The organism is Nitrosopumilus sp. b3 (assembly GCF_014078525.1).
Taxonomy (GTDB): Archaea; Thermoproteota; Nitrososphaeria; order Nitrososphaerales; family Nitrosopumilaceae; genus Nitrosopumilus.
Genome location: NZ_MU078694.1, coordinates 406,365 through 430,652 on the forward strand (window position 1 = coordinate 406,365; position 24,288 = coordinate 430,652).

The window sequence follows — 24,288 nt, forward strand, 5'->3', positions numbered from 1 at the left end:
TTAAAAGAATTTATCCAAATCATACAGGAAGTTCAGAAAATCTATTTCCAACATAATCCCAGTTTACAACATTCCACCATGCATTTACATAATCCGCTCTTTTGTTTTGATACTTCAAATAGTATGCATGCTCCCACACATCCAATCCCAACAAGGGTGTTTTTTGAACAGTCCAAGGACTATCTTGATTTTCAGTTGTGATGATTTCAATTTTATTATAAGTTTGATTAAAGACTAACCAACACCAGCCACTTCCCTGGATTGAATTTGCTTTTTCTGAAAATATTTTTTTGAAATTCTCAAAACTATCAAAATATACATCAATTGCCCCTTCAATTTTCCCACTAGGCTTTCCTTCACTATCAGGAGTCATTGTTTCCCAAAACAATCTATGGTTTTCAAATCCACCACCAAAAAAATTGATTGAGTTTCTCCCAGATTCAGGAATAGATGAAATCTCAGATAAAATTGATGAGATATATTTTGGATGAGAAGCCCCACCAATTTCTGCAAGAGATTTGTTTAACCCATCAACATATGCCTGATGATGTTTGAGATGATGTATTTTCATTGTTTCTTTATCAATGAAAGGTTCTAGTTCATCATAGTCATAGGGTAGTCTTGGAAGTTCATATCTTACCACAGAATAAATTTTTGTTATCCACATATATTCTTCAAGACAAAAATAGGGAGTGATGATAAATTTTGATGGAGATAAAATATCATGAGGAAACTTGGCACCATTGATTTGGAAATTTTAGATTTGGCAATGACTGTAAATGGGACTTTTAATGAGAACAATCTTGAGAATTCAGAATTAAAGAGATTAGGTGTTGGAAAAATTTTAGATTCTCTAGCATCACTCAAAGATAGAAAATTTATTTCTCTAAATAATGATGGCTCCTTTTCAATTACTGAACTAGCAAAAGATATTCTTTGGAGTAATATTCCAATATGGGCAAAAATTTTACGTCTTCTTCAAATAAAATCATGTAGTCTAAAACAGATCATAGACATTCTCAGAATAGATGAAGAAGAAATCTTAGAGAATTTGGAAAGATTAAGAAAAAGTCAATTTGTACTGATGTCTCCTCAAAGGCAAGAAGAAAAAGTAGTGAAAATTTACGAAATACTTCCTGACGGAATAGAAGAGATTGATAAAACAGAAGAAAATGGTTTCGATAAGACAAAATTTTCAGGTCCAACTCCAGAAATAGAGATAACTAGTTTAATTGATGAGATTCAAGCAATTACACAGAGTTCTAAATTAGAACAATCTGAAAAAAACAATATTAATGAAAAATTATCAAAATTAAAAAACAGATTAAAAGTATAATTATTTTGAATTGATTTTATCCTGAATTTGCGCCAAGATTAATTCTGCTTTATCTTTATTTTCATAATTATCAGTAGAATCATCCATTATTTCATCAATTTCATAACTTTTATCGACCAAGATATTTGCCACATGATCATCAAGTGTTCCTGCACCTATCAAATAATATGCAAAGACAGTATTTTTTTGACCAATTCGATGTAGTCTATCTTCTGCTTGTCTATGAATTGCAGGGCTCCAATCAAGTTCGGCAAAAATTACATATTTTGCTCTAGTCAAATTAATTCCCACATTACCTGCACGAATACCTGCAATCATAAGTTTTGATTCTCCTTTTTGGAATTTGTCAATTTGATCCTGTCTTAACGAATCTGATTGTCCACCAATTATTGAAACAGGGGAAAATTCCTCCAGACTCTCATTTAGAAGTTTATGGATTACTTTGTGATGACAAAATACAACGACGCTTTCTTCTATCTCCATGATATTTTTAACGAAATTAATTACGTGTGGGAGTTTTGCAAGACCCGCAATCTGTCTTTCACTTTGAATTGCCCTATGATATGAAGCAGATTTAGAAAACTCATTTTCCGCAACTTTCTGCTCTTCTTCAAGTTTTTTCCAAATTTTGTCAAGCTCTTCAAGATAATAATCAGTATCAGCTGCAATTACCTCCTTGTAGCGTACTTTGTCTTTTAGCTCTTTTAACACATCAGATTTCTTTCGTCTAAGCATCACGTGTTTTTGCAATTCATTTCTAAGTGATGCACGTTTATTTTCCAAAACAATCGCTTTCCCTTTTTCATTAACATAACAAAAGTATTCACAGAATTCTTTAAAGCTTCCAAGAAGCCCTGGTTTGATAATATCAATAATGGGCCATATTTCAGAACCCCTATTGTAAATTGGAGTACCCGATAAACCAATTCTATACAATATTGATGGAAGTGCTGCCAGTTTTTTTACTGCTTTGTATTTTTGAGTAGTCTTTGATCTTAGATTATGAACTTCATCACAAACTATGGTACGTAAACCAACTTTCATCAGATCCTCGGATCTTTTTAAAAGTAATTCATAATTGATAATGTAGATATCTGTTAGCGGTAATTCCTTGGACTTGCCAGTTCGTATAATTGTAACACTAGGTGATTCAGATTCTAAAATTCTACCATTTCTGCTTTTTTTCTTTAAGAATTTTCCAATTTCTCTTTCCCAGTTGTTCAATGTAACTAATGGAGCAACAACGAGTACCGGAAAAGTTTGTTTTTCAGTTGAGACATAAGATAAAGTTTGAACAGTTTTACCCAACCCCATTTCATCAGCTAATAACGCATTACCAGATGATTTTAGTAAGAAATCCAAACCTTCTTTTTGAAAATTCAAAAGTTTTCCACGAAATTGTTCCCCAGCTTTTGCTTTCTTGAGTTTGTGTTTAATTGGAGGCAGTGCAGGCTTTGGAGCATACGTTTTTACAATTTTTCGTTGCCAGATAGTTTTTGATAGAATTTCTAGTGGATATCTATCCATAATGAGTTTTAGTTGTTTTACATTTTCGGTGTTATCAGTAATTATTACCTCATTAACATTTTCACCATACCATGCTTCAGGAACTAGCCTTGAAATCATGTTTACAGCACGATCACCAGTAATTTTCCAACACCAGATTTTAGAATATTTGTCAAGAACGTACTCTAAGGTACCAATGTTTTCCATGGATGTTTCCATAATTTGTCGATAGAAAGTTTTTTTGCCTTATGAATCTTGATATTTTTCTCGATCATCGAAAAAAGTGGCTCTGAACTAAAAGAGTTAAAATATGATACATGTTTACATATATGGAATAAATCATTAGATGCTCAGGCTCAAAAAAACAAAAGATCATAATCAAAATGAGGATTATCAGATTAAATCAGATTTTAAATTTCACAATGTTTGGAAATTTATCAACATATACCAGAAAAAAATAAGTTAGATACAGAATACTTAATTTTACAAAAAATATCAAAACATGATTTTTAAAAATAGATTATAACATATCTTTAAAATTCATTAGATTTCAGAGACATTGTGGATTTTATTCAAAAGGAAGAACCAGATATTGAGAAACCAATCATAATAGCTGCAATGCAAGACATGGGTAATGTTGGAAGTATAGTAGTAAATTTCATCAATGATTCATTAAAAACAAAAACATTCAGAACTGCAAAAACACCATATCCAACATATGTAGTTGATAATGGAGGATACATTGATCTTCCAGATGAGAGTTGGGAATACAAATACACTGAGGATTTAATTGTATTTGGAGGCGGAAAAGGTCAGCCGCAAAGCAATAGTGAATTGAATGCATTGTGTCAAGACGTAATGGATATTGCAAAAAAATATTCTGCAAAATTCATTTACACATTAGGAGGATTCCACACTAATAGGCCACTAAACAATACCCCAAAAACATACATCACTACGACATCAATAGAGTTAACAAAACAGATGGAAACGCTGGATGTAAGTACAACTCCCCAAAAATCAATAATTACGGGCTTTAATGGGTTGATTTTGGGATTTGCAAAAAAAAATCAAATTCACGGTATTGGGATGTATGGGGAATTAAATGAGCCTGAAATTCCACAATATAGAGCAGCAATAAGCATTATCAAAACTATTGAAAAATTGACTTACAGAAAATTGGGGAATACTAGTCAATTAGAAATAATGGCTCAAGAGATTGAAAGAAAATTTAAAAATTGAGATCAGTGCGAGCTTCCCACAGGATGGGGTTCAGTATTTTCATCATGGCAATCACAGCTGCATAGATGAGTTTTATGATTATTCATACAATCAATACACTCAAAATGTTTCCTCGTCTCACATGCAGCGCAAATCATCTTACAAATCATAAAACATAGATGAATTTGAATTTTTTCTATAGATTAGTACTCTACTTCACTTCGTCTAAGAAGATTCTCAGTTAATTCTACATATCCTTGCGGATCAACTTCTTTTGCAAAACCTTTGTCTATATTTATCAGATAAATGGAATGGAGGTGAGCATTAAGAATCTCATCATATTTGATTGGGGGGTTTTTGTAATACCGATCACATAATTCTTGAACTTTTTTTACGTCTTGCTCTTTTCGTGCATTTGGGGGCAAGAGAAATATCTTTGAAATAGGCAATATGCCAACTGCAGGAGTAGCCAATGAAAATTTTGAACAATATTGGCTGTATCTTGCAATTTTACTAATTATTCTTGCAGCAAAATAATCTACTGTATCCATAGCATGATCAGGAGGGGTGAATCCTGTTTCAATTTCAATGATGGTATCACCATCTCCTTTTTTTGCATAAATATCACATACCAAGATCTCTGAAACATCTTTTTCAACTTTAACTAAATATCCTCTAGAAATCAGATTACTTGCACAAATTAATTCCAAAATAGAATGATTGATTTTTACTAGATTTTTTTGATACATCTCAGTTAATTGTTTTGAGACATTTTTGAGTTTGTAAACATCCTTTTCTTTGAGACCAAAGGATAATTTTTCAGTCATTTGATTTACATCGTTTCGGAATTTTACCAAGTCCATGATTGAAGATACGATAAATCTGCTAGTTTAAGAGTAGTTGGGAATCAAAAGTTTAGCCCAAAAAAGAGTCAAAATTACTCAAATAAAATTAAAAAATGGCTAATTTTTATTCATACTTTGTCTTAACAAGGAAAATCCAAAGAATGAGACGTGTACAAAAGTAGGCTTGGAGTAATTGGTTTATTTTCATTTTTAATGTTATTTTCAGTTGTTTCTACTTCCCATGCAGAGTTGTGGGAATTAGTAATTGATGTCAATGTAGAAAAAGCTGCAATTTATTCAGGAGATTCAGTAATTGTTACAGGCAAAGTTGTAGACCACGCATACAAACCAATCAGAGGTGCAGAAGTTTTCATCAAGGCAGGCTCTTACAACACAAAAGCGTTTACTGACCCATGGGGAGTGTTTAAAGGAGAAATTAAAGACTTTGAAAGAATCCCAGGCACCTACATTGTAAACGTCATTGGTTCATGGTATGGAATGACAGGATTATCCAGTACAGAATTTCAAGTTAAAGGAGAAGTGTCTCAAGTGTCAGCTCTGCAACAAAAATTATCCACAGACGAAGCAAGAAAGTATCTTAGCTCAAATGAAAGCGATTTTGTAAAAAATCCGATTGGACAGACATTGTTCAAGTATTACCATAAATTGTTAGACGAATTAATCTCAGAGCAAAAAATTGCCCAAAAGCCTTCAGAAGATAAAATTTTCATAGAGCAGCAAAGATTGATTGCAGAAAATCTAAGGAATCAAGCAATTGAAGAGTACAAACCAGGTGCAGGAACATATGGTGGACTCCAATATGATGATTACATTAACAGTCTAAATCCAGAAATAAAGGATTTGGTAATTAGCCAACTCAACTTTACAAAGAATAATTTTGAGGAAGCTCAGAAATTAAGAGATGAAATTCTAGCCAATGGGGGGACATATGAAGAGGCAAGACAAGCATTTTTAGACAAAATATCAATTCCAAAAGAAACCCTAGAAGAGTTCAATCAAGAGAAAATTGAACAAGAAAATGATTCAAACGAGGATCTAACTGCAGAAGAGAATTCTGAAAGTCAATGAACGATTGATAACTTCTACGCGGGCCTTATATTCAAAATTACAAAATAAAAGTTGATGAAAATAGATATCCCATTATCTTGTCCAACATGTGGCGGAAAAATGTATTCAGTTAGTTATGAATCATCATTTACCATTCTCAAGAAAAGAAGTTGGCAAGTATGCAAAGAATGCAACTTTGAGAGAAATTCAGAAGAGTTCAAAAAATCCATCTGCTGTGCATGACAGCATTTTTCTTTTTCTAAACAATTTTTAATCCAAATTTAATATAAAAATTAATTTGAAAATACTACACAAGCCCACTTGCATTACCTGTAAAAAAGCAATTACTGAGATTCAAAGGATGAAGATAGATATTGAGAAAAGAGACTTTTTCAAAGATCCGCTCTCAGAGACAGAATTAAAAAAAATCATCAAAATGTCAGGTAAAACACCCGCAGAATTTCTCAGAAAAAGAGACAAAATGTTCAAAGAGTTAGATTTGGGGAATGCTCAAAAAACAGATTCTCAAATTATTAAATTAATGGTGAAATACCCGGGACTGATTATGCGCCCAATAGTTATTTCTGGAAATAAAGCATTTGTAGGAAAAATTGATTCAAAGAACCTAAAATAATCTATGATTCATTTTTGAAAATTCTAATAGCTTCCAAATGAGAGCAATTTGCCTTCAGCCCTTTTCCATGGTGAAATTTATAGAAATTTTTGAATCCAGGGCATTCACATGTGTCAGATGTGACAAAATATGATTTCTCAGGATCAGACGAAGATTTTATCTGAAACAGATCATCCTCAATTTGAACAACACCGCCACTTTCAACAAGTTTTTTTGCTTTTTTGATAGTATTTGCACTCATAATATTTCTAAATACATCATCATTTTTTATTCTTTAATTTTTTCATCACATTTGCCCATTCTAAATCATCGTGAGACATTGCGTTCTCATAAAGAAGTTCAAATGTCCATGCCAAAATCTCGCTCCAAATTGCTTTGAGGGATTCATCATCTGTCCAAATAACGCTAGTTTTCACAGCATTCATTGCAAGAATATTATTTGCATTCTTGGCAGGATTCTTATCCCATTTTTTTAAAACTCTGTCACAGAATTCCAAAATCTCAGGTTTTGTTAAAACAAGTGTATCAGGATCAAATGTCTTTTTTTTAGTCATAAATAAAATAAGATAAACTAAATTATAATATTTTAAAAACCATAATTTTCTCATATTTTCATAAAATGTTTATATCAAATGTTGCCGTAACCATAAAAGACGGGAGACTGCTTTTCTGCCTTGATTAGCGCCTAGAATTCGTTTCACTCTCGTCAATTTTCATTTGTGGATTTTCTGGACTCATCCTATCTTCCCGTCACTTAATTCAACTTTAATCCCATGTGGATGATAATTGCTCGAAGTCAAAATCCTCTTTACTGTTCCATCAGTCAAATTCCCGGTACTCTGATCTTTTTTAAGAATTATTTGAACTGCAGCACCAATGGATATTTTATCTCGAAGAGGGACGTCAACCAATAAAAAAATTACAGAATATGAAGACTCTAAATCTTTGTATTAGAAAATAAAGGAGTTTTGAAAATTACTCAAAACGATTTTTTTAACTTTGTTTGTGATTTTGGAAACATTCTCTGCAATAAACAGGTCTGTCGTCTTTTGGCTTGAATGGAACTTGACAATCATTTCCACAGTCACCGCATTTTGCGTCAAACATTTCTCGTGGTCTATTGTCTCTTCTACCAAATCTAGAACCTCTGTCACCACCATAGCCGCCGGATCTACCACCAAATCTTCCACCAGGTCTTGGTGCTGGTTTGTGATTTTGGAAACATTCTCTGCAATAAACAGGTCTGTCGTCTTTTGGCTTGAATGGAACTTGACATTCATTTCCACAGTCACCGCATGTCGCGGTGAACATTTCTCTTTCTCTATCAAAGGACATGTCTTTCTAATGGGTATGAGATTCTACCGTAATTAAACTGTAGGAAAAACATCTAATGTTATAAACTAATTCTCTAACTTGAAAATAGTGAGTTTGAAAAGATATGTTGCCACGAGAATGGCTACAATGTTCGGGGTTTTGATGATTACTTTGTTGATTACAATTTCTCTAGTAGGCTCCAATATGGATACTATTCTAAAGCAGGGAATAGTTTTTCAAGTCAGGTCCGAGATTACTGAAAACCCTGCCATTGCAGAGAGTTTTTCATCCGTAGATGAGTTTGAGGCATTTGTTCAAGCCCAAATTGATCAAAGAACCAAGATTTTGGGGTTAGATGAGCCTTGGTATTCGCCTCAACGTATAGGAATAACAATGTACAAAATATTACTACTTGATTTTGGGCATGCCACATTTCTAACAAGTGATGAGGGATCATCGAATGTAAAAGACATACTCTTTGAGAAGCTTCCAAGAACAGTTTTACTTTTTACTACTGCAACGATAATCATCTCAATTATCGGAATCTTCCTAGGAGCCTTATCAAGTAGCAAAGTCGGTTCTATCATTGACAGAATAACATCTAGTTTTGCAATAATCAGTTCTAGCTTTCCTGTTTGGTGGATAGGAATGTTGATGATATTCTTGTTTGCATTCACATACCAAATATTTCCTGCAAGGGCAACTCCAGACATCCCATCCACAGATCCTGGATACATTGGCTCTTTGCTATACCATATGGCACTGCCATTGATCACTATTGTAATGATTGGTTTTGGATCTTGGGCTTATTTGGTGAGAAATTTCATGGTTGGGATTATGCAAGAAGATTTCATCATGGCAAAAAAAACAATTGGGATTTCACAGAAAAAAATCATTTACACTCATGCACTAAAAAATGCAGCACCACCAATTGTTACAATTTTGGCCCTTAGTTTGTCAGGATCTCTTGGCGGGGCAATTATCACAGAAGCAGTATTTGATTGGCCAGGAATGGGGAGATTGTATTTTGAAGCAATTACAGTAATGGATCTTCCAGTAATTATCGGTGCGACATATTTACTTACAGTATTCTTTTTAATCAGCATATTCATTGCGGATTTGTTATATGGTTATTTTGATCCCAGAGTGAGAACAGGCCAATGAGCGGAATAACACCTCAGGAAATAAAACGAGAATTTTTCAGTAGCAAGATGGGCATTGCAGGAATTACGATTCTCTCGATTTTGATATGTACATCAATTATTGCGATGATTGTAATTCCAATTGAGACGTTTCAGGAATGGAACAATCCCGGAAGTTGGATACTGTATCCAAAGGTAGCAATTCCAATTTGGGTCAATTTATTTATGATTGAGAAAATTCCAGAGCATAAAATTTTAGAAGAACCAAATATTCAAAATATTTTCCAAGACGAGATATCTCTTACATCACATCAATTCGGATTAAATTTTGATTATGATCATTTCCCCAATGATTTCATCTATGTATTCTCATCAGAATATTCAGGGTCACCACTATTGAAAATGTCAGTGATTAGACCAGATGGAGTAAAACTTGAATTATTATCAACTTCACTTCCTCATTCTAGTTCAAATACAATTCACAGTGAAAGAATTTTTTCAACAGATGTAGTAATAAAGAAGAATCTGTTTCTGCAATCAGAAAAATTTCAATTCCCTCTTGAAAGATTATCATCTGAAGATATTGTTTTTTCAAAAATACAATCAAATGAACCCTTAAAGGGAAGCTATGTTTTTTCTATAGATTTGTACGGAGTTAACGCTGAAAATCAAATTCACGAATCAAAATTAATCATCGGAGGAAAAGCTTTTGGAATAATGGGAACGGATGAATTGAGACGAGATTTGGCAGTAGGACTACTGTGGGGAACCCCACTTGCGCTATTCATTGGAATAGTTGTTTCAATTGCTTCCGTAGTGGCTGGTTTGCTATATGGTGTCTATGCAGGGTTCAAAGGCAAAAAGACTGATGAAACTATGATGCGATTCAACGATGTAATCTATGCACTCCCAGCTCTCCCATTCCTAATCATCCTATCAGTGACAATAAGCAACAGCATATTTTTGATGATAGGGTTTTTGATGATTTTTGGATGGGTAGGTATTGCAAAGGTAGCAAGGAGTATGTCACTTCAGATTAAGACCAGAGGGTATGTAGATGCAGCAAATATGATGGGTCAAAAAGACTCTAAAATAATTTTAAAACATATTTTGCCACAATTACTCCCATATGCATTTGCAAGCATTGCAATTTCAGTTCCAGCTGCCATTACCACAGAAGCAGGGTTGAGTTTTCTAGGATTAGGGGATCCTTCATTTCCAACATGGGGTCAAATTTTACATGATGCCAATACATTTGGTGCTGCTGCAAGAGGACTGTGGTGGTGGATAATGCCTCCAGGAGTAATGATTGCAATAACAGGACTAGCTTTTGTATTTATTGGAAATGCGTTGGATGCAATAGTTAATCCAAAGTTAAAAAGATAGTAAATCAGAGTTCAAATTTTCGAATCAATTCGATATTAGCATCATTCAGTTTTATTGAATAGCATGAAGAATTGTCATCATTGATTGCTGCTAATTTGTTTGCAAAGACTTTTTTGCTGTGACCGCCTTCGGATGCTTTGTCTGACTCATCAAAGCAGATAGGCATTTTTTTCATATTTAGGTTATTTTTTAAAAGAAACGCAATGAACTTTTGGTAATTATCAGTATCAACCCAATCAATGTTTTTTTCCTTACTTGCTCCAATCCATATCTCAATAGAGTTTTGATATAGAACCTTTTGTCTTAATTCCTCTAATGCCATAATTCTATTACCATCAAAAATCGGCGCGTTGCATCTTGGAGCCACATCGTGGACAACTTCCGCCTTTGTGTTTGTTGTTGCAAACAAGACACACGTACTTTACTCCACCTGAACCGCCTTGGGAACCCATTCCAAAGAATCCACCGCCTCCTGTTCCAGAATCACTTCCACCATAACCGCGCATACGGCTCATGTATCGTTTTCTTAAAAATAATGGAAATACAATGAATATTCCAAGAGCTGCGGCTAAACCATATGGGAATGGAAGAATCATTTGCAAGCCAATACTAATGGCAAGAGATGCACCTAGAAAAAGCAAGTAAGTTTTGTAATTAAACATATGAGTAAAAGTACCTGGAAAAAGGTTATAAAGTTTTGTCAGTTATTTTCAGTTTTCACCACAGGAATTTTTCATTTTGATAGAATTTCCAAAGGAACACTATTTCCATTACTATCCCATGCAAAAATAGAATCATCATCGTAAGGCGATTTTACAATTAATGAAATCAAGCCAAAAAAATTGTGCAGATCAGTTACCGATGGCTCAGCTGAACCGCTAGGATGTGAATGAACGATTCCAATATAGCTCATATCAAAAGGCAAAAATGAATGTGGAAATCCTGCAAAAGTAGGACCTGTTTCACTAAAGGGAGGAATCACCAATCCATCAATTGTGATTTCACCATTTTTTGATTTTCCTTTGAGAATCAAAATCCCTTCATTAGGATGTTTCATTTGGCAAAAAGAAAGTATACTGTCAAGGACATCTTTTTGAATCAAGACTTGACGTTGAAATTTTTTCTTTTTAAAGAACACAAAAACACTCCAGTTTCAAACTAATTTAATTTAAGACGGATCTATAATGTACCTAGCACTAGAAAATTGTTTCAGCTTTTCTTCAATTTGGCGAATTATCTGAGGAATCTTGGCATCAATTTCCTTGATATCAATTTCAGCAGTTTTCAATCTGTGCAAGGCATCTTCTTTGGAGGAGATGTTTTTTTCCAAATCTTGTTCAAAAGAAACTAGATCTTTTGGTTTTAGAGATTTCAAATCACCTTCCAGGGATTCATATTTTTTATGATATTCATCAACCTGTTTTAGGAATACATCAAGTGCCTCTTCTGTCTCAGTAATCAGAGACAAAGTCTTTCCAACATCTTTGACAGATATTGATTCAGAAGATACGGCTTTTCGAACATTTTCTAAAATCACAATAATAGAATCTTTATTTTTTGGTAGAAGAATTTTGAACGGATCAGCATTTAGTTGAGATAGAATACTCTGTTGATCTTTATCCAATGATGAAGCATATTCATATCTACTTAATGGACGAGATATTTTTGTAAATTGAGCATCTATTTCGTTTTTAATTTTCAATCTCTGTTTACTAAAATCATTTAACGATTTTTTTAATTCAAGATATTTCTTGTAGTTCTCAGAAGATTTGATTTCTTTAATTGAATTCTCAATTGATGAAATTTTTTCTTCAAGGGAATTTGTGTTATCCTTAGTTTCACGAATCTTTTTTTCATTTTTAATTCGAGTCTCCTGCAGGGTTTTAATTTGCTCTAAAAGAGAATGAATTTGATTAGAAGAAGATTGTGTTTTTTCAAAATTATTTAGAATCTGGTGAATCTCAGAATGATTCTTGTTCATCACCTCCAGGTTATTTTTTAATTGGGCAGCATATTTTTTTGCAAAAATATGGATAACTCTGGTTTGTCGTCCCAAGACATCACCCACTTTTTTTAGAATTTGGTTGAGTGTAGAATCTAATTTTTGAGCATCGTCAATTGAGGATATCTCAGGGATTTTAGTTACTCCTTTTTTGATTATATCAATTACTTGTTTTTTACCCCTAACAACAATTATTGCAAGATGTTTATCAATATCATCAACACTTAGATTGTCCTTTTCTAACATTTGTCCAATGTTTGTCAGCTCATCAATTAGGGGCGAAGTGTTTTTTCTTAGAATTTTAATTTCAGAAATAGCTTGCGACTCTCTTAATTGAGTGAGTTCAGTGACAATTTGTGGTACATTAGAAAGGCTGATTTTTTTATCTTTTGGAATATCTTCTACAGGTATTTGATCCTGTTTTTTTTTACCCCATCCAAAGACCATTTGATAATATTGTACACTGGGGATTAAAAATTGTTGTACAACTAAAATTTAAAATCCAACAAAGTTGACAGAATCATATGAGAAAATCGGTAAAAAAATCATATAATTCAGGTTCAGTCAAAAAAACAATCACCATAAAGGCATCAAAAGAGAAGGTTTGGAGAAAAATTAGCAACATTGTCGGATTGCCATCTTGGCTCGTTGATGTAAAAAAGACCGTTATTCTTTCTAAAAAGAAGAAGGGTGTAGGAGCAGTTAGGCTAATTACATTTGCAGATGGAAACAAGATTGAAGAGCATGTTGTGGCTTGGAAGGATAAAGAGTCTTTCACATATGTTGCAACTGAGGGATTACCATTACGGGCATATGTTGCAACAATATCCATCAAAGCTAAATCAAGCAAGAGTGTGGAATTGACATGGCAGTCTTATCTGAACAGTAAAAAAATGTCTCAAGGTCAATTCCTTCAATTCCTGGCATTTATGGGATCATTTTATGAGGCATCATTAGAAAATCTAAAAGCATTGCTTGAAAAATGATACTAGATAATTTTTAGGTCAAACTGTAAATACGATAAATCAGGAAAAATCATTATGAGTGATATGAGATTTATTTTAATTGGGATAGGACTTGTTTTTGCAGGATTTCTTGTTTTAGGTATCTTCGGGGACAATTATCAGGCAGCGACATTGGAATCAAACGAATTTGGCACATGTTATGAATATTTTGAGGACAGGCCACCTGTTGAAATTAACTGTTCATTTAAGATACTTGATCAGACAATATTCTTTTCAGTAGTTCTTGCTCTCATTGGTGCTGGCATCATTTCCTTAGTTAAAGGTCTAAAGGGGGATTGGGACAATAAAGTGAATCCGGAAGACATGGTAGGTCCGGGAACTCAAAATGATGATTCGTCTAAAGATGATTGAAAACAATCAATTATTTTTTTTAGATTTTAGTTTTTGATTATACTCGGGATTGTCTTCTTCCATTCTTTGAAAATAAACTTCTTCATATGGCATTTTTCTCTCAGAATAGTATAACCAAATTTGCATTTAACCTTAAGGAATGATTTCTACTTGACCAATCATGAGTAATTTTTTTAAAAATTGGAAAAATTAGAATTATGTTAATTCTATAATATTTTTCATAGAGAGTACCATATCACCAATTTCAGTCATTCTTTGATCAAATTGAGAGTCGGTTAATTCATCCGGCTTGTTTAAAGTAATAACTACGTCTGAAAAATCACCATTAGAAACAACTCTCATTGGAACATCCCATTTTGATTCCTCATCAACATATTGATGGTCCAAAATTCCTAATGACTTGTTTTCATTAAATTTGAGTTTAGCCTTTCCGTGAGGGCCTGTAAATGACCACCATCCATCATCGTTAATTTTGGCATCAGGGATCATTTTGGGAGGAGCCTGTAAAATTGCATCAAAGGCATCCCCGGTCTTCTTTTTTACAGTGATGGTGATAGTTCTGGATCTAGTCATAGCCAGAATACTACTTTATTGTTAAAAAGGATATAGTAGAAATCATAGGAATCGTTTTGCAGTGTCTATTTGTTTAGAAATTCACGTATTTTTTTTAAATTTGAGACATTTGACTCGTGAAACATCACCATAGACTCTGCCAAGGAGTCAGGAAGAACACTCTTTAGATTATCAACTAACTCATCCCCACTTGTAATCATATTATCAATGAGTTTTTCAATCTCATTTTTATCATCAACCATATGAATTGGATATGGAGATTATCATAATTAAATTTTCAAGGATTACAGATAATCGTCAGTTATCTTTTTTTATCAATGTTGCAGTGGAGCGAACATTTTTCATCTTTTGAATATTCCAAGAAACAATCTCACGAACTTTTTCGAAATTTTCAGCTTGCAGTTTGACTAACATGTCATGAGTCCCAATAGTTTCAAAGACATCAACAACTTGTTCAATCTGCTTTAGTTCTTCAATGATTTGTTCTTCAGAACCCAATTCACAATTTAGCATAACATATGCATCAGTCATGAATCTAACAAATAACTATGATTATTTAAAGATGAATAATTTTAGGCGGTCCTACCATACAACATGGACCAGATCTTTTAGATTCCTTCTAGGTTTTGGGAACTTTGTTTGTTTTGGGTATCCGATACACAAAACAGATGATGGAATATGATCCGTCCCAATTACGTCCATGACTTTTTTCTCATCAAACATTCCAATCCAAATCGAGCTTAATCCTAATGCTTGAGCGGCAAGCTGAGAGTAGCCTGCAGCTAATGTGGCATCCTGAATAGCAAATTTTGCAAGAATCTCATCAGGAAAGTCGAATTTTACTCTTGAAGGGTTTTTGCAAAAAACCAAAACTACAGGGGCATCAACGTATGGTTGCTTATTGCATGCCTCAACTAGTAGTTTTTTCTTTTCTGGACTTTTTACATAAAATATTTCAAATCCCTGAAAGTTTCCAGCAGTTGGGGCAGTATCAGCTGCTGCAATGATTTTGTCAATCTTTGTAGTTTCCACGGGTTTATCTGAGAACTTTCTTGTTGAGCGTCTCTTTGCCATCACAGCAAACAAATCAGTATCTACAACTTCTGTAGGCCCAGATTGCAAAATAAAATCAAGTAATTGATTTCTCACGTTTGGATTGTCAGAAACAGGGATGTCTGATGGTTCATACCCTAAAGGAAAAATCTTCTCCTCTTTTTTTTCTGAATCCATGTTTAGGTTACAGAAAATATCTTATTAAAGAATTAGAATGGGCAAAAACTTTGAGTCTAGGATCATTCAGGATCAAAACCATCACACCCTGAAGTGCATGGTTTATTCATCACTCCCTCACAAGCACCCAAGTCATTGTGCATAATTCTGTGGTGTCCACATACTTTGCATTTTTCTCTAAAATGGGAAATCAGTTCAGCAGTAGAAATCCCTGATTCACGGATTTTTGTTTCAGTCTCACTAGTCATGATTGTCAGTTAATTCATGTAACTTTAAACATTTTGAAGAGAATAACATTTGGAAAAAAGAAGTTATTGAAAAAATATCAGGATGTAGGAGCAGTTGCTCGAATCATCCACAACATCTTTTCATGTTGTTCCATAAGTCCTGTCAGAAAATCACTAGTTCCCATATCATGAAAACTCTGATCAGATTTTACAAGATCAGCCCTTAAATCACGAATAATTGATTCATGATCTTCTGCTAGATTTGAAAACATTGTTTTGTCATCAGGGTATTGACCAGGATGCTCTTTGAGTCTAGTGTGTGATTTCAACTCTTCAAGAGTAGAAATTGCTTTGCCACCTAGTTGCCTGATTCTTTCTGCAACATCATCAATGATTACTTCAAGCTCACCATATTGACCTTCAAAGAATTTATGATAATCATTGAAATGTGGACTGACTACATTCCAATGATAATTCCTAGTCTTCGTATACAGTACATATTCATCTGCAAGTAAAGAAGTCAGTAAGCTGACTACTCCTTCTCTGTCATGTTGGGCAATTCCAATGTCAATGTTTTTCTCTAGTGCTGTGTCGTTTATTTGTGCCATTGCAGTCTTTAGGCTGTTTTACTATTTAGTATTTCTGGGATTTCATTCTAGTGCCAAAAGCACTTTTTTATGATATTATTTTATGATGCTAAACGCACTGGGGAAGTGAATGGTACAAAAAGTTTGACGCACTGACATCAAAAATGGTGTTATTATGCAAATTATCTAGTATTGACAGATCATCAGACTAGGAGTTTTACTAGTGGCGATTACGATAGTTTTCATCAACTATGAATAAGAATTAGGTTTTTGAACATTCCTAAAGCCAATCTTAGAAATTTTGATCTGGTCTATTAATGCAACAGATATCTTCAACAGTTTAAATGAAGTCTTAGAAATTTTGATCTGGTCTAGAGTAGGTAAAGAAATTCTCAATAATTCAAATCCACCAAATACAAACATCAGTGAAAGTAAAATTATTTCAAGCCAATTTTTTCTTAAAAAAATTTGGAGATTTCTTATTTCAAGGTAGGCAATTGTTAATTCAATTACAAAAAGTCCAACAGCTATCCAAAATACAATGTCAAATACAATCTCAGTTTCTTCAGAAATTGGGAAAAGGGGTTCCGGAATACCTAGTGAAGTATGCTCAATGTTAACTAATCCAAATAGAAAAACAAGGATTAATGTGAATATTATAAAGCTGAGTCTTTTTTTGAGTGAATCAGTTATTACAAAACGAGTCAATTAGAAATAAAAATGAAAATTTAATATTTATAGAAATTATTTTTTAACTACTAGTGCCTAATAAAAGGATCTATTTTAGCACTAGAATTTTTTTAGGTTTTTACTTATATGTCAAAAAATTGGATTAGTATTATGTATGAAAAAATTCTTGTCCCTCATGCAGGTACAAAAGCAGGCAACAAAGCATTATCTCATGCAAAGAAACTAGCAAAAATTCACAATGCAGAATTAACAATTCTTCACATTGTTGAAAGAATTCCTGAACCCTCTTCATTTACGTTTGATCATGGAAGGAGTAAATGGAAAGATGAACTCAAGAAAGCAAAAATGGAAATGAAAAAAGAGATGGAGGTGAGCATGCAAAAACTTGTTGATGAGTTAAAAAGAGACAATGTTGCCGCGTCAGTTAAAGTAGTAGAGGGGCATCCTGAAGAAGAAATTGCACACATTACTAATGACCAAGAATTTGATTTGGTAGTAATGGCAAAACGAAGAAAACTACGAGGGATTAAATCAATTTTGAAGCTAGGTAGTGTATCTCGAAAAGTTTTAGAGAGAGTTGCGTGTCCGGTTTTACTCATAGAGGGTGGAAAATAGATGTATAAAATTTTAAAAAATGTGAAAAAAATTGATTCGTTTGTAATTGCGACATTTGGTGCATTATTTGTAACAATTGTTGCTATTCTATATTTTGCAAACGTATAACCAAATCATGAGCATTCAGTTGTAAAATCACTTTTAGTTGGGATATAGAATATTTATTTTTTAGAGTAGATAATTTCAAATTAGATTTATGGTGAGTGAAATTAAAAAAAATAAAGAAAAAAATCGATGTCAGTAATCCAATACAACATCAACTTCAGATAGGATTTTTTGAATTTTAGGCATGTATGGATGAGGATCTACCTCTACACCACGTAGAAGATTATCTACATCAAAACTACCAATACAATGCTCACATGCAATAACTCTACCACCATTATTCAGAAATTCCTTTAAGGCCTCATGCTGAACCGTAAGAGCCGTAGGTCTGTCTTCATCTGCAATGCGGACACCATCAACATCAAGGAAAACTATGACATCCTTTCCAGCACTTTGAAAAGCTTTGGCATGTTGTATTCCCATCATCGAAGCATGTACTTGATGCTGGCTATTAGGATCTCCACTAGTTATATGAATTACATATAGACGGTCATCATAGCCTGTACCCAATCCCATTTTAGCCCTTTCACCCTCTAATCCTAACTCAGAAGAGCTTTGAGCACCAATCAAGGCTTCTGCTTCATAATCCACACCTTGAACTGATATTGCTGCAACAACCAAAAGAGTTGCAAGTGCAGTTCCGGTTATGGAATATTTTAGAATTGATTTCATTGGTTAAAGTACAACATTATGTTAAAAAACAAAATTGGTTACTTCATCGAATGTACCAAAATTATAATGCCAAAAAAATATCTTCATCATGTTCATCATTTTTTTCAAAGAGTTTTGAAAATTCCTTCTGAAATGTTTTTTTAAATAATGCTTTATCTTTTATTTTATAGCATTGTTTTCCATTTATTTTACATTTTTCAATTATACCCTCATCAATTAACGCAGAAAGATTCCAAGAGATAGTCCCTGGCGCTTTGTTTATTTTGATTGTCAAGTCTTGAAAGCTCGGCGTACCCTCAACTAAAATTTCAAAAAGAACCTGTTTTTTGGTAGGTTTTCTCATATTTCTTATTATTGGAAACTCATCATCTGAAACATCCATTGGGTAATATCTCAGATATTTTGGACGCTTTTGTGACTTTATCTTGCCTTGTTTTTCTAATTGTTGTAAATAATGGACTAGTACACCATTCTCAAATCCCGTCTCCTTTATCAAGCCTCTAACATGTATTCCAGGAGAGTTTTGAATCATTTTGAGAATTTCTTCTCTCCTACCCATAGTTATGAAAATATCATTGCGCAATTTAATTATGTGAACGATTTCTTCTTTTGAGAATCGATATGATGTTAAGCCGCCGGGAAAGGGATTCGAACCCCTGCACGCTTGCGCGTAGCCGTTTTCGAGACGGCCGCCTTACCACTTGGCTATCCCGGCATCTAGTCTGGGATTTTCTCCATAATAAAGCAAATTAGAAAATTTCTTACTTGATTTTATCAATATCAAACAATTCATCATGAAATTTCTTTTTGATCTGCTCTTTAGTTTTATTCCATTCTTCCTCAGATACAGTATCTGAAAAAATCGATGTAAAATTACTAAAATCAAATCCTATCGCAGAGACAATTTCTTGTCTTTGATTCTCAGAAAGCGGAAAGTATGAAACAATCTTTGTGATAACGCCATGATGGTCTGTTTTAAAATCAAAAATTTTTTCCTCTAATCCAGATGAAATATTCATCTTTGACATAATAATTTGCTAAAAACCCTGACATATTAAAAATGATTTTAAAAAAACGATCAAATCAAAAGGATAAACACAAAATAGAACAAAAATCCAATGTTTCTCAATGGGGTTAAATCTTAAAGATTTAGTAGTCAGGGAGAAAACAACTCTAGATGCATTTTCAACCAAAGTAATTGCTATTGATGCATACAATGCAATCTACCAATTTCTAGCAAGTATAAGAGGACCAGATGGTTTGCAATTATCAGATTCTGAAGGAAGGATAACCAGCCATTTGAGTGGATTGTTATACAGGAATGTGAATTTTCTATCATTAGGAATAAAGCCAGTCTATGTTTTTGATGGAAAGCCACCATCATTGAAAACAGCGGAAATTGAGCGCAGAAAACAGATTAAAAAAGATGCTACAGTAAAATACGAAAAAGCAGTAGCTGCTGGAAATATGGAAGATGCAAGAAAATATGCTCAGCAGACAACCAGTATGAAAGACGGAATGGTAAAAGAATCAAAACAAATCCTCACATATTTTGGCATACCATATATTGATGCACCATCTGAGGGGGAAGCAACTGCTGCACATCTTACAAACACAGGACAAGCTTTTGCATCAGCAAGTCAAGACTTTGATTCTATTTTATGTGGAGCAAAAAGATTAGTTAGAAATTTTACAAACAGCGGAAGAAGAAAAATACCCAATAGAAACACCTACATCGACATTGTTCCAGAAATTATTGAAACTGAAAAAACACTCAAAGCGTTAGAGTTGACAAGAGAGCAGTTAATTGATGTAGGAATTTTAATAGGTACTGATTTTAACCCAAATGGTTTTGAGAGAATTGGTCCAAAAACTGCACTAAAAATGATTAGACAGCATTTAAGATTAGAAGATATTCCTCAAATCCAAGAGCAATTACAAGAAATTGATTTTGAACAGATAAGAAAGATTTTCTTAAATCCAGAAGTTGCAGACGTAGACGAGATAATTTTTAATGAAGTAGATTATGAAGGAATGACAAATTATCTGGTAAAAGAAAGAAGTTTTTCAGAAGATAGAGTTCAATCAACACTTAACAGACTAAAAAAAGCATTAGAGAAGAAAAGTCAGAATCTAGATCAGTGGTTTTAATTTAAGAAGATGGGTTCTTTGGAAGCGTAATTGTAAATGTTGTAGGATTATTTTTCACATCAATTGTGCCACCATGCATTTCAATGATTTGTTTACAAGAGGCAAGTCCCAGACCTGTTCCTTCCTTTTTTGTTGTGAAAAGTGGGCTGAAAATCTTTTCCAAATTTTCTTCAGGAATTCCAGGGCCAGAATCTTCTATTGAAATTGTTGCATCAGAATTAGAATCAGTTACAGCCAAAGTAACTGTTCCTTTTGTGCCTATTGATTGCACGGCATTATGAATGATATTAGTTAGAATCACCCTCATTTTTGTGGCATCACATCTTACTTTGCAATTTTTTGATGAGACATTAAGTTCAACATCTTCTGGAAACGATACTTCGTTTACAGAATCATCCACAAGTGTTTTCAAACTGTATAATTTTAAATCAAGTTTTGGATCTCTTACAAAATCTAGGACATCATTAATTTGATCAGTAATGTGTAATATCGCACTTTCCATTCTTACTAGGGATGTTGACATTAACTCATCCTCATGTTTTTTGTGTCGAATTTTCATAAGATCAACTTGACTTTTCAATACGGTTAATGGATTTCGAATATCATGAGCCATTTTCGAAGACATTTCTCCAATAATTTCCAGGTTTTTAGTTTCAAAATCGTTTGACTTTTTTTCAATGTATGTAGTTAATTCCTGCTGTCTTTTGAATAAAGAATCTCGGGATTTTTTTACAGATTCAGATTTTGATACTAATTTTTTATGAATAGCGTCATACATCTTTATTTCTTTATCAATGTCTTTTTTTAGCTCTCTTAATTTTTTGTTAAACTTTTCAGGATCTGCAAATTCAGATAGAGAATCAGGAAAGATATCAGATAAGCGTTTGTCAATTTCTTGTAAGGATTTTAAATTATTTTTTGAGGATGATGCAGATGCTTTAGATTCTTGAGGAGTTGGTTTATTTTTTGTAAAAAACACTGTTCTAGTTGGGGCATTCATTGGATCGACATCAGAATTATTTGAATTTTCACGATGAAGATATTTTCTCATATTTGTAAAATTAAAAATTAGATTATGATGTCTTATGTGTCTAAATTGAACAAATTAGATTAGAGGATTTTTAGTTTAATTAGTAGTCTTATCTAATCAAAAAAATGTCCCAGACAGAAACAAGAAAAACACTCAAAGACGCCCCTGTAATGTGGAGAAGAATCAATTCAATAGGAATTATTTTGGATTGTAATTCCACATATGCATCAAATTTAGGATATGCTAAATCTGAGATTCTAGGCAAGCCTATCTTTGAGCATATATCCAAGGATTCCTGGGAGGCCATGAATGAGTCTCTAAAGGCATGGTTTGAGACGGGCAAAGTCACAGATAGAAAAATTACATTCAAAAGGCAAGATGGAAGCACATTTCCAGGATTACTTCAGGCCACAAGCATTTATGATGAAAACAAGAATCTCCTAGGCAGTAATACTGTGATATTTGATCTTACACAAATGAATGATGATAACATAAAAGAGTATGAAAGATTTTTCAAAGAGGCTCAAAACAAACTTGATGAAATTAAGGAAAGAGAGTATGATAAGCTAGATGAGAATTCAAAATCAGAGTATGATGGATTAAAGAAAATGTTTGACATGCTTTTGCAAGTCAATCTTTCTGAATTAAAATAATCTATCCAGAATATTTCTTGATTGATTTTTGAATTTCATCAAACGCACTTTGAACTTCAGTTACAGCAGCACCGTCTTCCAGTGTACTAACATCACCAATTTTTTCATTGTTTGCAATTGCCTTTAGCAATCTCCGCATTATTTTCCCACTTCTTGTTTTTGGGAGTTTGGAAACAAAATAGATTTGTTTTGGCGTTGCAATTGCACCAATATCATTTCTAATTTTTTCTGAAATCTCTTTTTCCAAAATTTTAGAATCAAAAACGCCTTGTTTTAAAACAACAAATGCAATAATTACCTCACCTTTAACATCATCAGGGATTCCACATACTGCAGATTCTGCCACATCATGATGAGATACAATACAGCTTTCAAGTTCTGCAGTGCCTATTCGATGTCCTGCAACTTTTAAAACATCGTCTGCACGTCCAAGCAACCAAAGATACCCATCATCATCTCTTAGTGCATAGTCGCCAGGATAATAGCAATTTTCATATTTTGACCAGTAAACAGTTTTGTATTTTTGATCATCTCCCCACAATGTCAAAAGCATCCCGGGCCACGGATTTTTAATTACAAGATAACCTTTGGTGTTTGCTGAAACCTCTTCTCCATTTTCATCTACCACAGAAATATCCACACCAGGAATTGCTCGTGTACCGGATCCCGGTTTCAAGGGGATTGTCTCCAATCCAGGAAGTGGAGAAATCAGCATTCCTCCAGTTTCCGTCTGCCACCAGGTATCAATAATTGGACATTTTTCCTTCCCAATTGTTTTAAAATACCACTTCCACACTTCAGGGTTTATCGGTTCACCCACAGTTCCAAGCAATCTCAATGATGAAAGATCAAATGAATTTGGAATGTCATCACCAAATTTCATAAACATTCTCAACGCAGTGGGGGTTGTGTAAAAAATTGTTACCCGGTATTTTTGTAAAATATCCCACATTCTTGATGCATCAGGAAAGTCAGGTGCACCCTCATACATCACCTGAGTTGCACCATGTAAAAATGGAGCATATACAACATAGCTGTGCCCGGTAACCCATCCAATATCAGCTGTACAAAAAAATACATCAGAGTCTTTGATGTCAAAAGCCCACTTGAATGTAGAATACAAATGTGTCAAGTATCCACCTGTTCCATGCAAAACTCCTTTTGGTTTTCCAGTAGTGCCTGAAGTATACAGGATGTAAAGAGGGTGATCACTGTCTAGTTTTTCTGCATCACACTCATCTGTAACATTATTCATGAGATCATTCCAGAGTTTATCTTTAGATGATAGAGAAATTTCATTTTTGGTCCTTTCCAAAACTACAACATGTTCTACAAACTCTGAATCTTTGATTGCCTCATCAATCACTTCTTTTAGTTTGACAATTTTTCCTCGGCGATACCCACCGTCCGCAGTTACTATGACTTTGGAATGAGAGTCATTTACTCTGTCTTTAATGGATGCTGCACTAAATCCTGAAAAAATCACAGTATGAGTTGCACCAATCCTAGAACATGCCAGCATTGTTATTGGCAGTTCAGGAACCATGGGAAGGTAGATAGTAACTCTATCGCCTTTTTTCACACCAAGTGATTTTAGCACATTTGCAAATTTTTTGACTTGTATGAGAATTTGACCATAAGTAATTTCTCGAGAATCACCATTCTCTCCTTCCCACAAAATAGCCGGTTTTTCAGATTTGGTTTTTTGGTGTACATCTAGGGCGTTAAATGAGGCATTAATTGTGCCTCCAACAAACCATTTTGCAAAGGGGGGTTGCCAATCCAGAGTTTTCTCCCAAGGAGAGAACCACGAGAGGCTTTTTGCCTGATCATCCCAAAAAGATACAAAATCAGATTCAGCCTTTTTTCTTAAATCAGTATTATTATTTCCAAGACCGATATCATATGTTTTCTCCATCAAAAAG

The 24,288-nt window shown here is 33.7% G+C and carries 35 protein-coding genes and 1 tRNA gene; 12 read left to right on the forward strand and 24 right to left on the reverse strand.

Features of this window, described 5'->3' with window-relative positions:
* Nucleotides 1–19: 19 nt before the first annotated feature.
* Nucleotides 20–643, reverse strand: coding sequence for a superoxide dismutase (locus C6990_RS04525; RefSeq protein ID WP_182129102.1), 624 nt, complete (start codon nucleotides 641–643; stop codon nucleotides 20–22).
* An 81-nt stretch (nucleotides 644–724) separates the two neighbouring features.
* Here C6990_RS04525 and C6990_RS04530 point away from each other — a divergent pair, with 81 nt between their 5' ends.
* Nucleotides 725–1,336, forward strand: coding sequence for a hypothetical protein (locus C6990_RS04530; RefSeq protein ID WP_182128793.1), 612 nt, complete (start codon nucleotides 725–727; stop codon nucleotides 1,334–1,336).
* On the opposite strand, the gene C6990_RS04535 is transcribed toward C6990_RS04530, so the two are convergent.
* Complete coding sequence (locus C6990_RS04535) at nucleotides 1,337–3,061, reverse strand: DEAD/DEAH box helicase (RefSeq protein ID WP_182128795.1); 1,725 nt, start codon at nucleotides 3,059–3,061, stop codon at nucleotides 1,337–1,339.
* A 342-nt stretch (nucleotides 3,062–3,403) separates the two neighbouring features.
* Here C6990_RS04535 and C6990_RS04540 point away from each other — a divergent pair, with 342 nt between their 5' ends.
* On the forward strand, nucleotides 3,404–4,084 hold the full coding sequence (locus C6990_RS04540) for a PAC2 family protein (RefSeq protein WP_182128798.1): 681 nt from the start codon (nucleotides 3,404–3,406) through the stop codon (nucleotides 4,082–4,084).
* A 182-nt stretch (nucleotides 4,085–4,266) separates the two neighbouring features.
* Here the strand turns inward: C6990_RS04540 and C6990_RS04545 are convergent, their stop codons facing one another.
* Nucleotides 4,267–4,926, reverse strand: a complete 660-nt coding sequence (locus C6990_RS04545) for a hypothetical protein (RefSeq protein WP_182128800.1) — start codon at nucleotides 4,924–4,926, stop codon at nucleotides 4,267–4,269.
* A gap of 150 nt (nucleotides 4,927–5,076) precedes the next feature.
* On the opposite strand from C6990_RS04545, the gene C6990_RS04550 reads away from it, so the two are divergent.
* Genes C6990_RS04550 through C6990_RS04560 form a run of 3 tightly spaced genes read left to right on the forward strand, consistent with a single transcriptional unit; the run spans nucleotide 5,077 to nucleotide 6,610 of the window.
* Nucleotides 5,077–5,997, forward strand: a complete 921-nt coding sequence (locus C6990_RS04550) for a carboxypeptidase regulatory-like domain-containing protein (protein ID WP_182128802.1) — start codon at nucleotides 5,077–5,079, stop codon at nucleotides 5,995–5,997.
* 54 nt (nucleotides 5,998–6,051) lie between these two features.
* Nucleotides 6,052–6,219: a hypothetical protein gene (locus C6990_RS04555; RefSeq protein ID WP_182128804.1), complete on the forward strand. Its 168-nt coding sequence runs from the start codon at nucleotides 6,052–6,054 to the stop codon at nucleotides 6,217–6,219.
* 55 nt (nucleotides 6,220–6,274) lie between these two features.
* Nucleotides 6,275–6,610 carry an arsenate reductase family protein gene (locus tag C6990_RS04560; protein ID WP_182128806.1) on the forward strand — a complete coding sequence of 112 codons (336 nt, stop codon included), beginning with the start codon at nucleotides 6,275–6,277 and terminating at the stop codon, nucleotides 6,608–6,610.
* Nucleotide 6,611: 1 nt separating this feature from the next.
* Here the strand turns inward: C6990_RS04560 and C6990_RS04565 are convergent, their stop codons facing one another.
* From C6990_RS04565 to C6990_RS04580, 4 genes are all read right to left on the reverse strand, one after another.
* The gene (locus C6990_RS04565; RefSeq protein ID WP_182128808.1) at nucleotides 6,612–6,851 is read right to left on the reverse strand and encodes a hypothetical protein; all 240 of its coding nucleotides are present in this window, start codon (nucleotides 6,849–6,851) and stop codon (nucleotides 6,612–6,614) included.
* A 19-nt stretch (nucleotides 6,852–6,870) separates the two neighbouring features.
* Entirely contained in the window at nucleotides 6,871–7,164 is a 294-nt protein-coding gene (locus tag C6990_RS04570) for a hypothetical protein (protein ID WP_182128810.1), read from the reverse strand.
* 180 nt (nucleotides 7,165–7,344) lie between these two features.
* A complete protein-coding gene (locus tag C6990_RS04575; RefSeq protein WP_182128812.1) occupies nucleotides 7,345–7,521 on the reverse strand; it encodes a YwbE family protein in 177 nt (58 codons plus the stop codon).
* 82 nt (nucleotides 7,522–7,603) lie between these two features.
* On the reverse strand, nucleotides 7,604–7,945 hold the full coding sequence (locus tag C6990_RS04580) for a CxxC-x17-CxxC domain-containing protein (RefSeq protein ID WP_182128814.1): 342 nt from the start codon (nucleotides 7,943–7,945) through the stop codon (nucleotides 7,604–7,606).
* 93 nt (nucleotides 7,946–8,038) lie between these two features.
* Here C6990_RS04580 and C6990_RS04585 point away from each other — a divergent pair, with 93 nt between their 5' ends.
* Both C6990_RS04585 and C6990_RS04590 read left to right on the forward strand, forming a co-directional pair.
* Nucleotides 8,039–9,088: an ABC transporter permease gene (locus tag C6990_RS04585; RefSeq protein ID WP_220463372.1), complete on the forward strand. Its 1,050-nt coding sequence runs from the start codon at nucleotides 8,039–8,041 to the stop codon at nucleotides 9,086–9,088.
* Nucleotides 9,085–10,452, forward strand: a complete 1,368-nt coding sequence (locus C6990_RS04590) for an ABC transporter permease (RefSeq protein WP_182128816.1) — start codon at nucleotides 9,085–9,087, stop codon at nucleotides 10,450–10,452. The genes C6990_RS04585 and C6990_RS04590 overlap by 4 nt, the downstream gene beginning before the upstream one ends.
* 4 nt (nucleotides 10,453–10,456) lie before the next feature.
* Here the strand turns inward: C6990_RS04590 and C6990_RS04595 are convergent, their stop codons facing one another.
* From C6990_RS04595 to C6990_RS04610, 4 genes are all read right to left on the reverse strand, one after another.
* Nucleotides 10,457–10,774, reverse strand: a complete 318-nt coding sequence (locus tag C6990_RS04595; protein WP_182128818.1) for a hypothetical protein — start codon at nucleotides 10,772–10,774, stop codon at nucleotides 10,457–10,459.
* Between the two features lie 13 nt (nucleotides 10,775–10,787).
* Nucleotides 10,788–11,114, reverse strand: a complete 327-nt coding sequence (locus tag C6990_RS04600) for a hypothetical protein (protein WP_182128820.1) — start codon at nucleotides 11,112–11,114, stop codon at nucleotides 10,788–10,790.
* A 71-nt stretch (nucleotides 11,115–11,185) separates the two neighbouring features.
* On the reverse strand, nucleotides 11,186–11,590 hold the full coding sequence (locus tag C6990_RS04605; RefSeq protein ID WP_182128822.1) for a Mov34/MPN/PAD-1 family protein: 405 nt from the start codon (nucleotides 11,588–11,590) through the stop codon (nucleotides 11,186–11,188).
* A gap of 30 nt (nucleotides 11,591–11,620) precedes the next feature.
* Nucleotides 11,621–12,901 carry an exonuclease SbcC gene (locus C6990_RS04610; RefSeq protein WP_182128824.1) on the reverse strand — a complete coding sequence of 427 codons (1,281 nt, stop codon included), beginning with the start codon at nucleotides 12,899–12,901 and terminating at the stop codon, nucleotides 11,621–11,623.
* Nucleotides 12,902–12,978: 77 nt separating this feature from the next.
* Here C6990_RS04610 and C6990_RS04615 point away from each other — a divergent pair, with 77 nt between their 5' ends.
* Together C6990_RS04615 and C6990_RS04620 are read left to right on the forward strand one after the other, a co-directional pair.
* Nucleotides 12,979–13,440 (forward strand): SRPBCC family protein, encoded by a 462-nt coding sequence (locus C6990_RS04615; RefSeq protein WP_182128826.1) that lies wholly within the window; start codon nucleotides 12,979–12,981, stop codon nucleotides 13,438–13,440.
* A 63-nt stretch (nucleotides 13,441–13,503) separates the two neighbouring features.
* On the forward strand, nucleotides 13,504–13,830 hold the full coding sequence (locus tag C6990_RS04620; protein WP_182129106.1) for a hypothetical protein: 327 nt from the start codon (nucleotides 13,504–13,506) through the stop codon (nucleotides 13,828–13,830).
* Between the two features lie 195 nt (nucleotides 13,831–14,025).
* Here the strand turns inward: C6990_RS04620 and C6990_RS04625 are convergent, their stop codons facing one another.
* The 7 genes from C6990_RS04625 to C6990_RS04655 all read right to left on the reverse strand — a co-directional run bounded on the left by C6990_RS04625 (nucleotide 14,026) and on the right by C6990_RS04655 (nucleotide 17,155).
* The gene (locus C6990_RS04625) at nucleotides 14,026–14,403 is read right to left on the reverse strand and encodes a hypothetical protein (protein WP_182128828.1); all 378 of its coding nucleotides are present in this window, start codon (nucleotides 14,401–14,403) and stop codon (nucleotides 14,026–14,028) included.
* A 65-nt stretch (nucleotides 14,404–14,468) separates the two neighbouring features.
* The gene (locus tag C6990_RS04630) at nucleotides 14,469–14,645 is read right to left on the reverse strand and encodes a hypothetical protein (RefSeq protein ID WP_182128830.1); all 177 of its coding nucleotides are present in this window, start codon (nucleotides 14,643–14,645) and stop codon (nucleotides 14,469–14,471) included.
* 55 nt (nucleotides 14,646–14,700) lie between these two features.
* Nucleotides 14,701–14,934 (reverse strand): Lrp/AsnC ligand binding domain-containing protein, encoded by a 234-nt coding sequence (locus tag C6990_RS04635; protein WP_182128832.1) that lies wholly within the window; start codon nucleotides 14,932–14,934, stop codon nucleotides 14,701–14,703.
* A 51-nt stretch (nucleotides 14,935–14,985) separates the two neighbouring features.
* On the reverse strand, nucleotides 14,986–15,633 hold the full coding sequence (locus C6990_RS04640) for a nitroreductase family protein (RefSeq protein ID WP_182128834.1): 648 nt from the start codon (nucleotides 15,631–15,633) through the stop codon (nucleotides 14,986–14,988).
* 62 nt (nucleotides 15,634–15,695) lie between these two features.
* A complete protein-coding gene (locus tag C6990_RS04645) occupies nucleotides 15,696–15,881 on the reverse strand; it encodes a hypothetical protein (protein ID WP_182128836.1) in 186 nt (61 codons plus the stop codon).
* Nucleotides 15,882–15,958: 77 nt separating this feature from the next.
* A complete protein-coding gene (locus C6990_RS04650; protein ID WP_182128838.1) occupies nucleotides 15,959–16,468 on the reverse strand; it encodes a Dps family protein in 510 nt (169 codons plus the stop codon).
* Between the two features lie 228 nt (nucleotides 16,469–16,696).
* Entirely contained in the window at nucleotides 16,697–17,155 is a 459-nt protein-coding gene (locus C6990_RS04655; RefSeq protein WP_182128840.1) for a hypothetical protein, read from the reverse strand.
* Nucleotides 17,156–17,287: 132 nt separating this feature from the next.
* Between C6990_RS04655 and C6990_RS04660 the strand changes: the two genes are divergently transcribed.
* Nucleotides 17,288–17,752: a universal stress protein gene (locus tag C6990_RS04660; RefSeq protein ID WP_182128842.1), complete on the forward strand. Its 465-nt coding sequence runs from the start codon at nucleotides 17,288–17,290 to the stop codon at nucleotides 17,750–17,752.
* Nucleotides 17,753–17,989: 237 nt separating this feature from the next.
* Here the strand turns inward: C6990_RS04660 and C6990_RS04665 are convergent, their stop codons facing one another.
* The 4 genes from C6990_RS04665 to C6990_RS04680 all read right to left on the reverse strand — a co-directional run bounded on the left by C6990_RS04665 (nucleotide 17,990) and on the right by C6990_RS04680 (nucleotide 19,557).
* Nucleotides 17,990–18,529, reverse strand: coding sequence for a DsrE family protein (locus tag C6990_RS04665; RefSeq protein WP_182128844.1), 540 nt, complete (start codon nucleotides 18,527–18,529; stop codon nucleotides 17,990–17,992).
* A gap of 61 nt (nucleotides 18,530–18,590) precedes the next feature.
* Entirely contained in the window at nucleotides 18,591–19,088 is a 498-nt protein-coding gene (locus C6990_RS04670; RefSeq protein WP_182128846.1) for a winged helix-turn-helix transcriptional regulator, read from the reverse strand.
* Nucleotides 19,089–19,162: 74 nt separating this feature from the next.
* A tRNA-Ser gene (locus C6990_RS04675) sits at nucleotides 19,163–19,244 on the reverse strand.
* Nucleotides 19,245–19,290: 46 nt separating this feature from the next.
* Complete coding sequence (locus C6990_RS04680; RefSeq protein ID WP_182128848.1) at nucleotides 19,291–19,557, reverse strand: hypothetical protein; 267 nt, start codon at nucleotides 19,555–19,557, stop codon at nucleotides 19,291–19,293.
* Nucleotides 19,558–19,657: 100 nt separating this feature from the next.
* Here C6990_RS04680 and fen point away from each other — a divergent pair, with 100 nt between their 5' ends.
* The gene (fen, locus tag C6990_RS04685; protein WP_182128850.1) at nucleotides 19,658–20,680 is read left to right on the forward strand and encodes a flap endonuclease-1; all 1,023 of its coding nucleotides are present in this window, start codon (nucleotides 19,658–19,660) and stop codon (nucleotides 20,678–20,680) included.
* A 1-nt stretch (nucleotide 20,681) separates the two neighbouring features.
* On the opposite strand, the gene C6990_RS04690 is transcribed toward fen, so the two are convergent.
* On the reverse strand, nucleotides 20,682–21,731 hold the full coding sequence (locus tag C6990_RS04690; protein WP_182128852.1) for an ATP-binding protein: 1,050 nt from the start codon (nucleotides 21,729–21,731) through the stop codon (nucleotides 20,682–20,684).
* A 104-nt stretch (nucleotides 21,732–21,835) separates the two neighbouring features.
* Here C6990_RS04690 and C6990_RS04695 point away from each other — a divergent pair, with 104 nt between their 5' ends.
* Nucleotides 21,836–22,363 (forward strand): PAS domain-containing protein, encoded by a 528-nt coding sequence (locus C6990_RS04695; RefSeq protein ID WP_182128854.1) that lies wholly within the window; start codon nucleotides 21,836–21,838, stop codon nucleotides 22,361–22,363.
* A 1-nt stretch (nucleotide 22,364) separates the two neighbouring features.
* Here the strand turns inward: C6990_RS04695 and acs are convergent, their stop codons facing one another.
* Complete coding sequence (acs, locus tag C6990_RS04700; RefSeq protein ID WP_182128856.1) at nucleotides 22,365–24,281, reverse strand: acetate--CoA ligase; 1,917 nt, start codon at nucleotides 24,279–24,281, stop codon at nucleotides 22,365–22,367.
* Nucleotides 24,282–24,288: the final 7 nt, after the last annotated feature.

What these genes read in the sequence shown, in the direction of transcription:
- C6990_RS04530 (WP_182128793.1), top strand. Translation starts at nt 725, where the DNA reads ATGAGGAAACTTGGCACCATTGATTTGGAAATTTTAGATTTGGCAATG.
- C6990_RS04535 (WP_182128795.1), bottom strand. Translation starts at nt 3,061, where the DNA reads ATGGAAACATCCATGGAAAACATTGGTACCTTAGAGTACGTTCTTGAC.
- C6990_RS04545 (WP_182128800.1), bottom strand. Translation starts at nt 4,926, where the DNA reads ATGGACTTGGTAAAATTCCGAAACGATGTAAATCAAATGACTGAAAAA.
- C6990_RS04555 (WP_182128804.1), top strand. Translation starts at nt 6,052, where the DNA reads ATGAAAATAGATATCCCATTATCTTGTCCAACATGTGGCGGAAAAATG.
- C6990_RS04565 (WP_182128808.1), bottom strand. Translation starts at nt 6,851, where the DNA reads ATGAGTGCAAATACTATCAAAAAAGCAAAAAAACTTGTTGAAAGTGGC.
- C6990_RS04570 (WP_182128810.1), bottom strand. Translation starts at nt 7,164, where the DNA reads ATGACTAAAAAAAAGACATTTGATCCTGATACACTTGTTTTAACAAAA.
- C6990_RS04580 (WP_182128814.1), bottom strand. Translation starts at nt 7,945, where the DNA reads ATGTCCTTTGATAGAGAAAGAGAAATGTTCACCGCGACATGCGGTGAC.
- C6990_RS04590 (WP_182128816.1), top strand. Translation starts at nt 9,085, where the DNA reads ATGAGCGGAATAACACCTCAGGAAATAAAACGAGAATTTTTCAGTAGC.
- C6990_RS04595 (WP_182128818.1), bottom strand. Translation starts at nt 10,774, where the DNA reads ATGGCATTAGAGGAATTAAGACAAAAGGTTCTATATCAAAACTCTATT.
- C6990_RS04600 (WP_182128820.1), bottom strand. Translation starts at nt 11,114, where the DNA reads ATGTTTAATTACAAAACTTACTTGCTTTTTCTAGGTGCATCTCTTGCC.
- C6990_RS04610 (WP_182128824.1), bottom strand. Translation starts at nt 12,901, where the DNA reads ATGGTCTTTGGATGGGGTAAAAAAAAACAGGATCAAATACCTGTAGAA.
- C6990_RS04615 (WP_182128826.1), top strand. Translation starts at nt 12,979, where the DNA reads ATGAGAAAATCGGTAAAAAAATCATATAATTCAGGTTCAGTCAAAAAA.
- C6990_RS04620 (WP_182129106.1), top strand. Translation starts at nt 13,504, where the DNA reads ATGAGATTTATTTTAATTGGGATAGGACTTGTTTTTGCAGGATTTCTT.
- C6990_RS04625 (WP_182128828.1), bottom strand. Translation starts at nt 14,403, where the DNA reads ATGACTAGATCCAGAACTATCACCATCACTGTAAAAAAGAAGACCGGG.
- C6990_RS04630 (WP_182128830.1), bottom strand. Translation starts at nt 14,645, where the DNA reads ATGGTTGATGATAAAAATGAGATTGAAAAACTCATTGATAATATGATT.
- C6990_RS04635 (WP_182128832.1), bottom strand. Translation starts at nt 14,934, where the DNA reads ATGACTGATGCATATGTTATGCTAAATTGTGAATTGGGTTCTGAAGAA.
- C6990_RS04640 (WP_182128834.1), bottom strand. Translation starts at nt 15,633, where the DNA reads ATGGATTCAGAAAAAAAAGAGGAGAAGATTTTTCCTTTAGGGTATGAA.
- C6990_RS04645 (WP_182128836.1), bottom strand. Translation starts at nt 15,881, where the DNA reads ATGACTAGTGAGACTGAAACAAAAATCCGTGAATCAGGGATTTCTACT.
- C6990_RS04650 (WP_182128838.1), bottom strand. Translation starts at nt 16,468, where the DNA reads ATGGCACAAATAAACGACACAGCACTAGAGAAAAACATTGACATTGGA.
- C6990_RS04660 (WP_182128842.1), top strand. Translation starts at nt 17,288, where the DNA reads ATGTATGAAAAAATTCTTGTCCCTCATGCAGGTACAAAAGCAGGCAAC.
- C6990_RS04665 (WP_182128844.1), bottom strand. Translation starts at nt 18,529, where the DNA reads ATGAAATCAATTCTAAAATATTCCATAACCGGAACTGCACTTGCAACT.
- C6990_RS04670 (WP_182128846.1), bottom strand. Translation starts at nt 19,088, where the DNA reads ATGGGTAGGAGAGAAGAAATTCTCAAAATGATTCAAAACTCTCCTGGA.
- C6990_RS04680 (WP_182128848.1), bottom strand. Translation starts at nt 19,557, where the DNA reads ATGTCAAAGATGAATATTTCATCTGGATTAGAGGAAAAAATTTTTGAT.
- fen (WP_182128850.1), top strand. Translation starts at nt 19,658, where the DNA reads ATGGGGTTAAATCTTAAAGATTTAGTAGTCAGGGAGAAAACAACTCTA.
- C6990_RS04690 (WP_182128852.1), bottom strand. Translation starts at nt 21,731, where the DNA reads ATGAGAAAATATCTTCATCGTGAAAATTCAAATAATTCTGATGTCGAT.
- C6990_RS04695 (WP_182128854.1), top strand. Translation starts at nt 21,836, where the DNA reads ATGTCCCAGACAGAAACAAGAAAAACACTCAAAGACGCCCCTGTAATG.
- acs (WP_182128856.1), bottom strand. Translation starts at nt 24,281, where the DNA reads ATGGAGAAAACATATGATATCGGTCTTGGAAATAATAATACTGATTTA.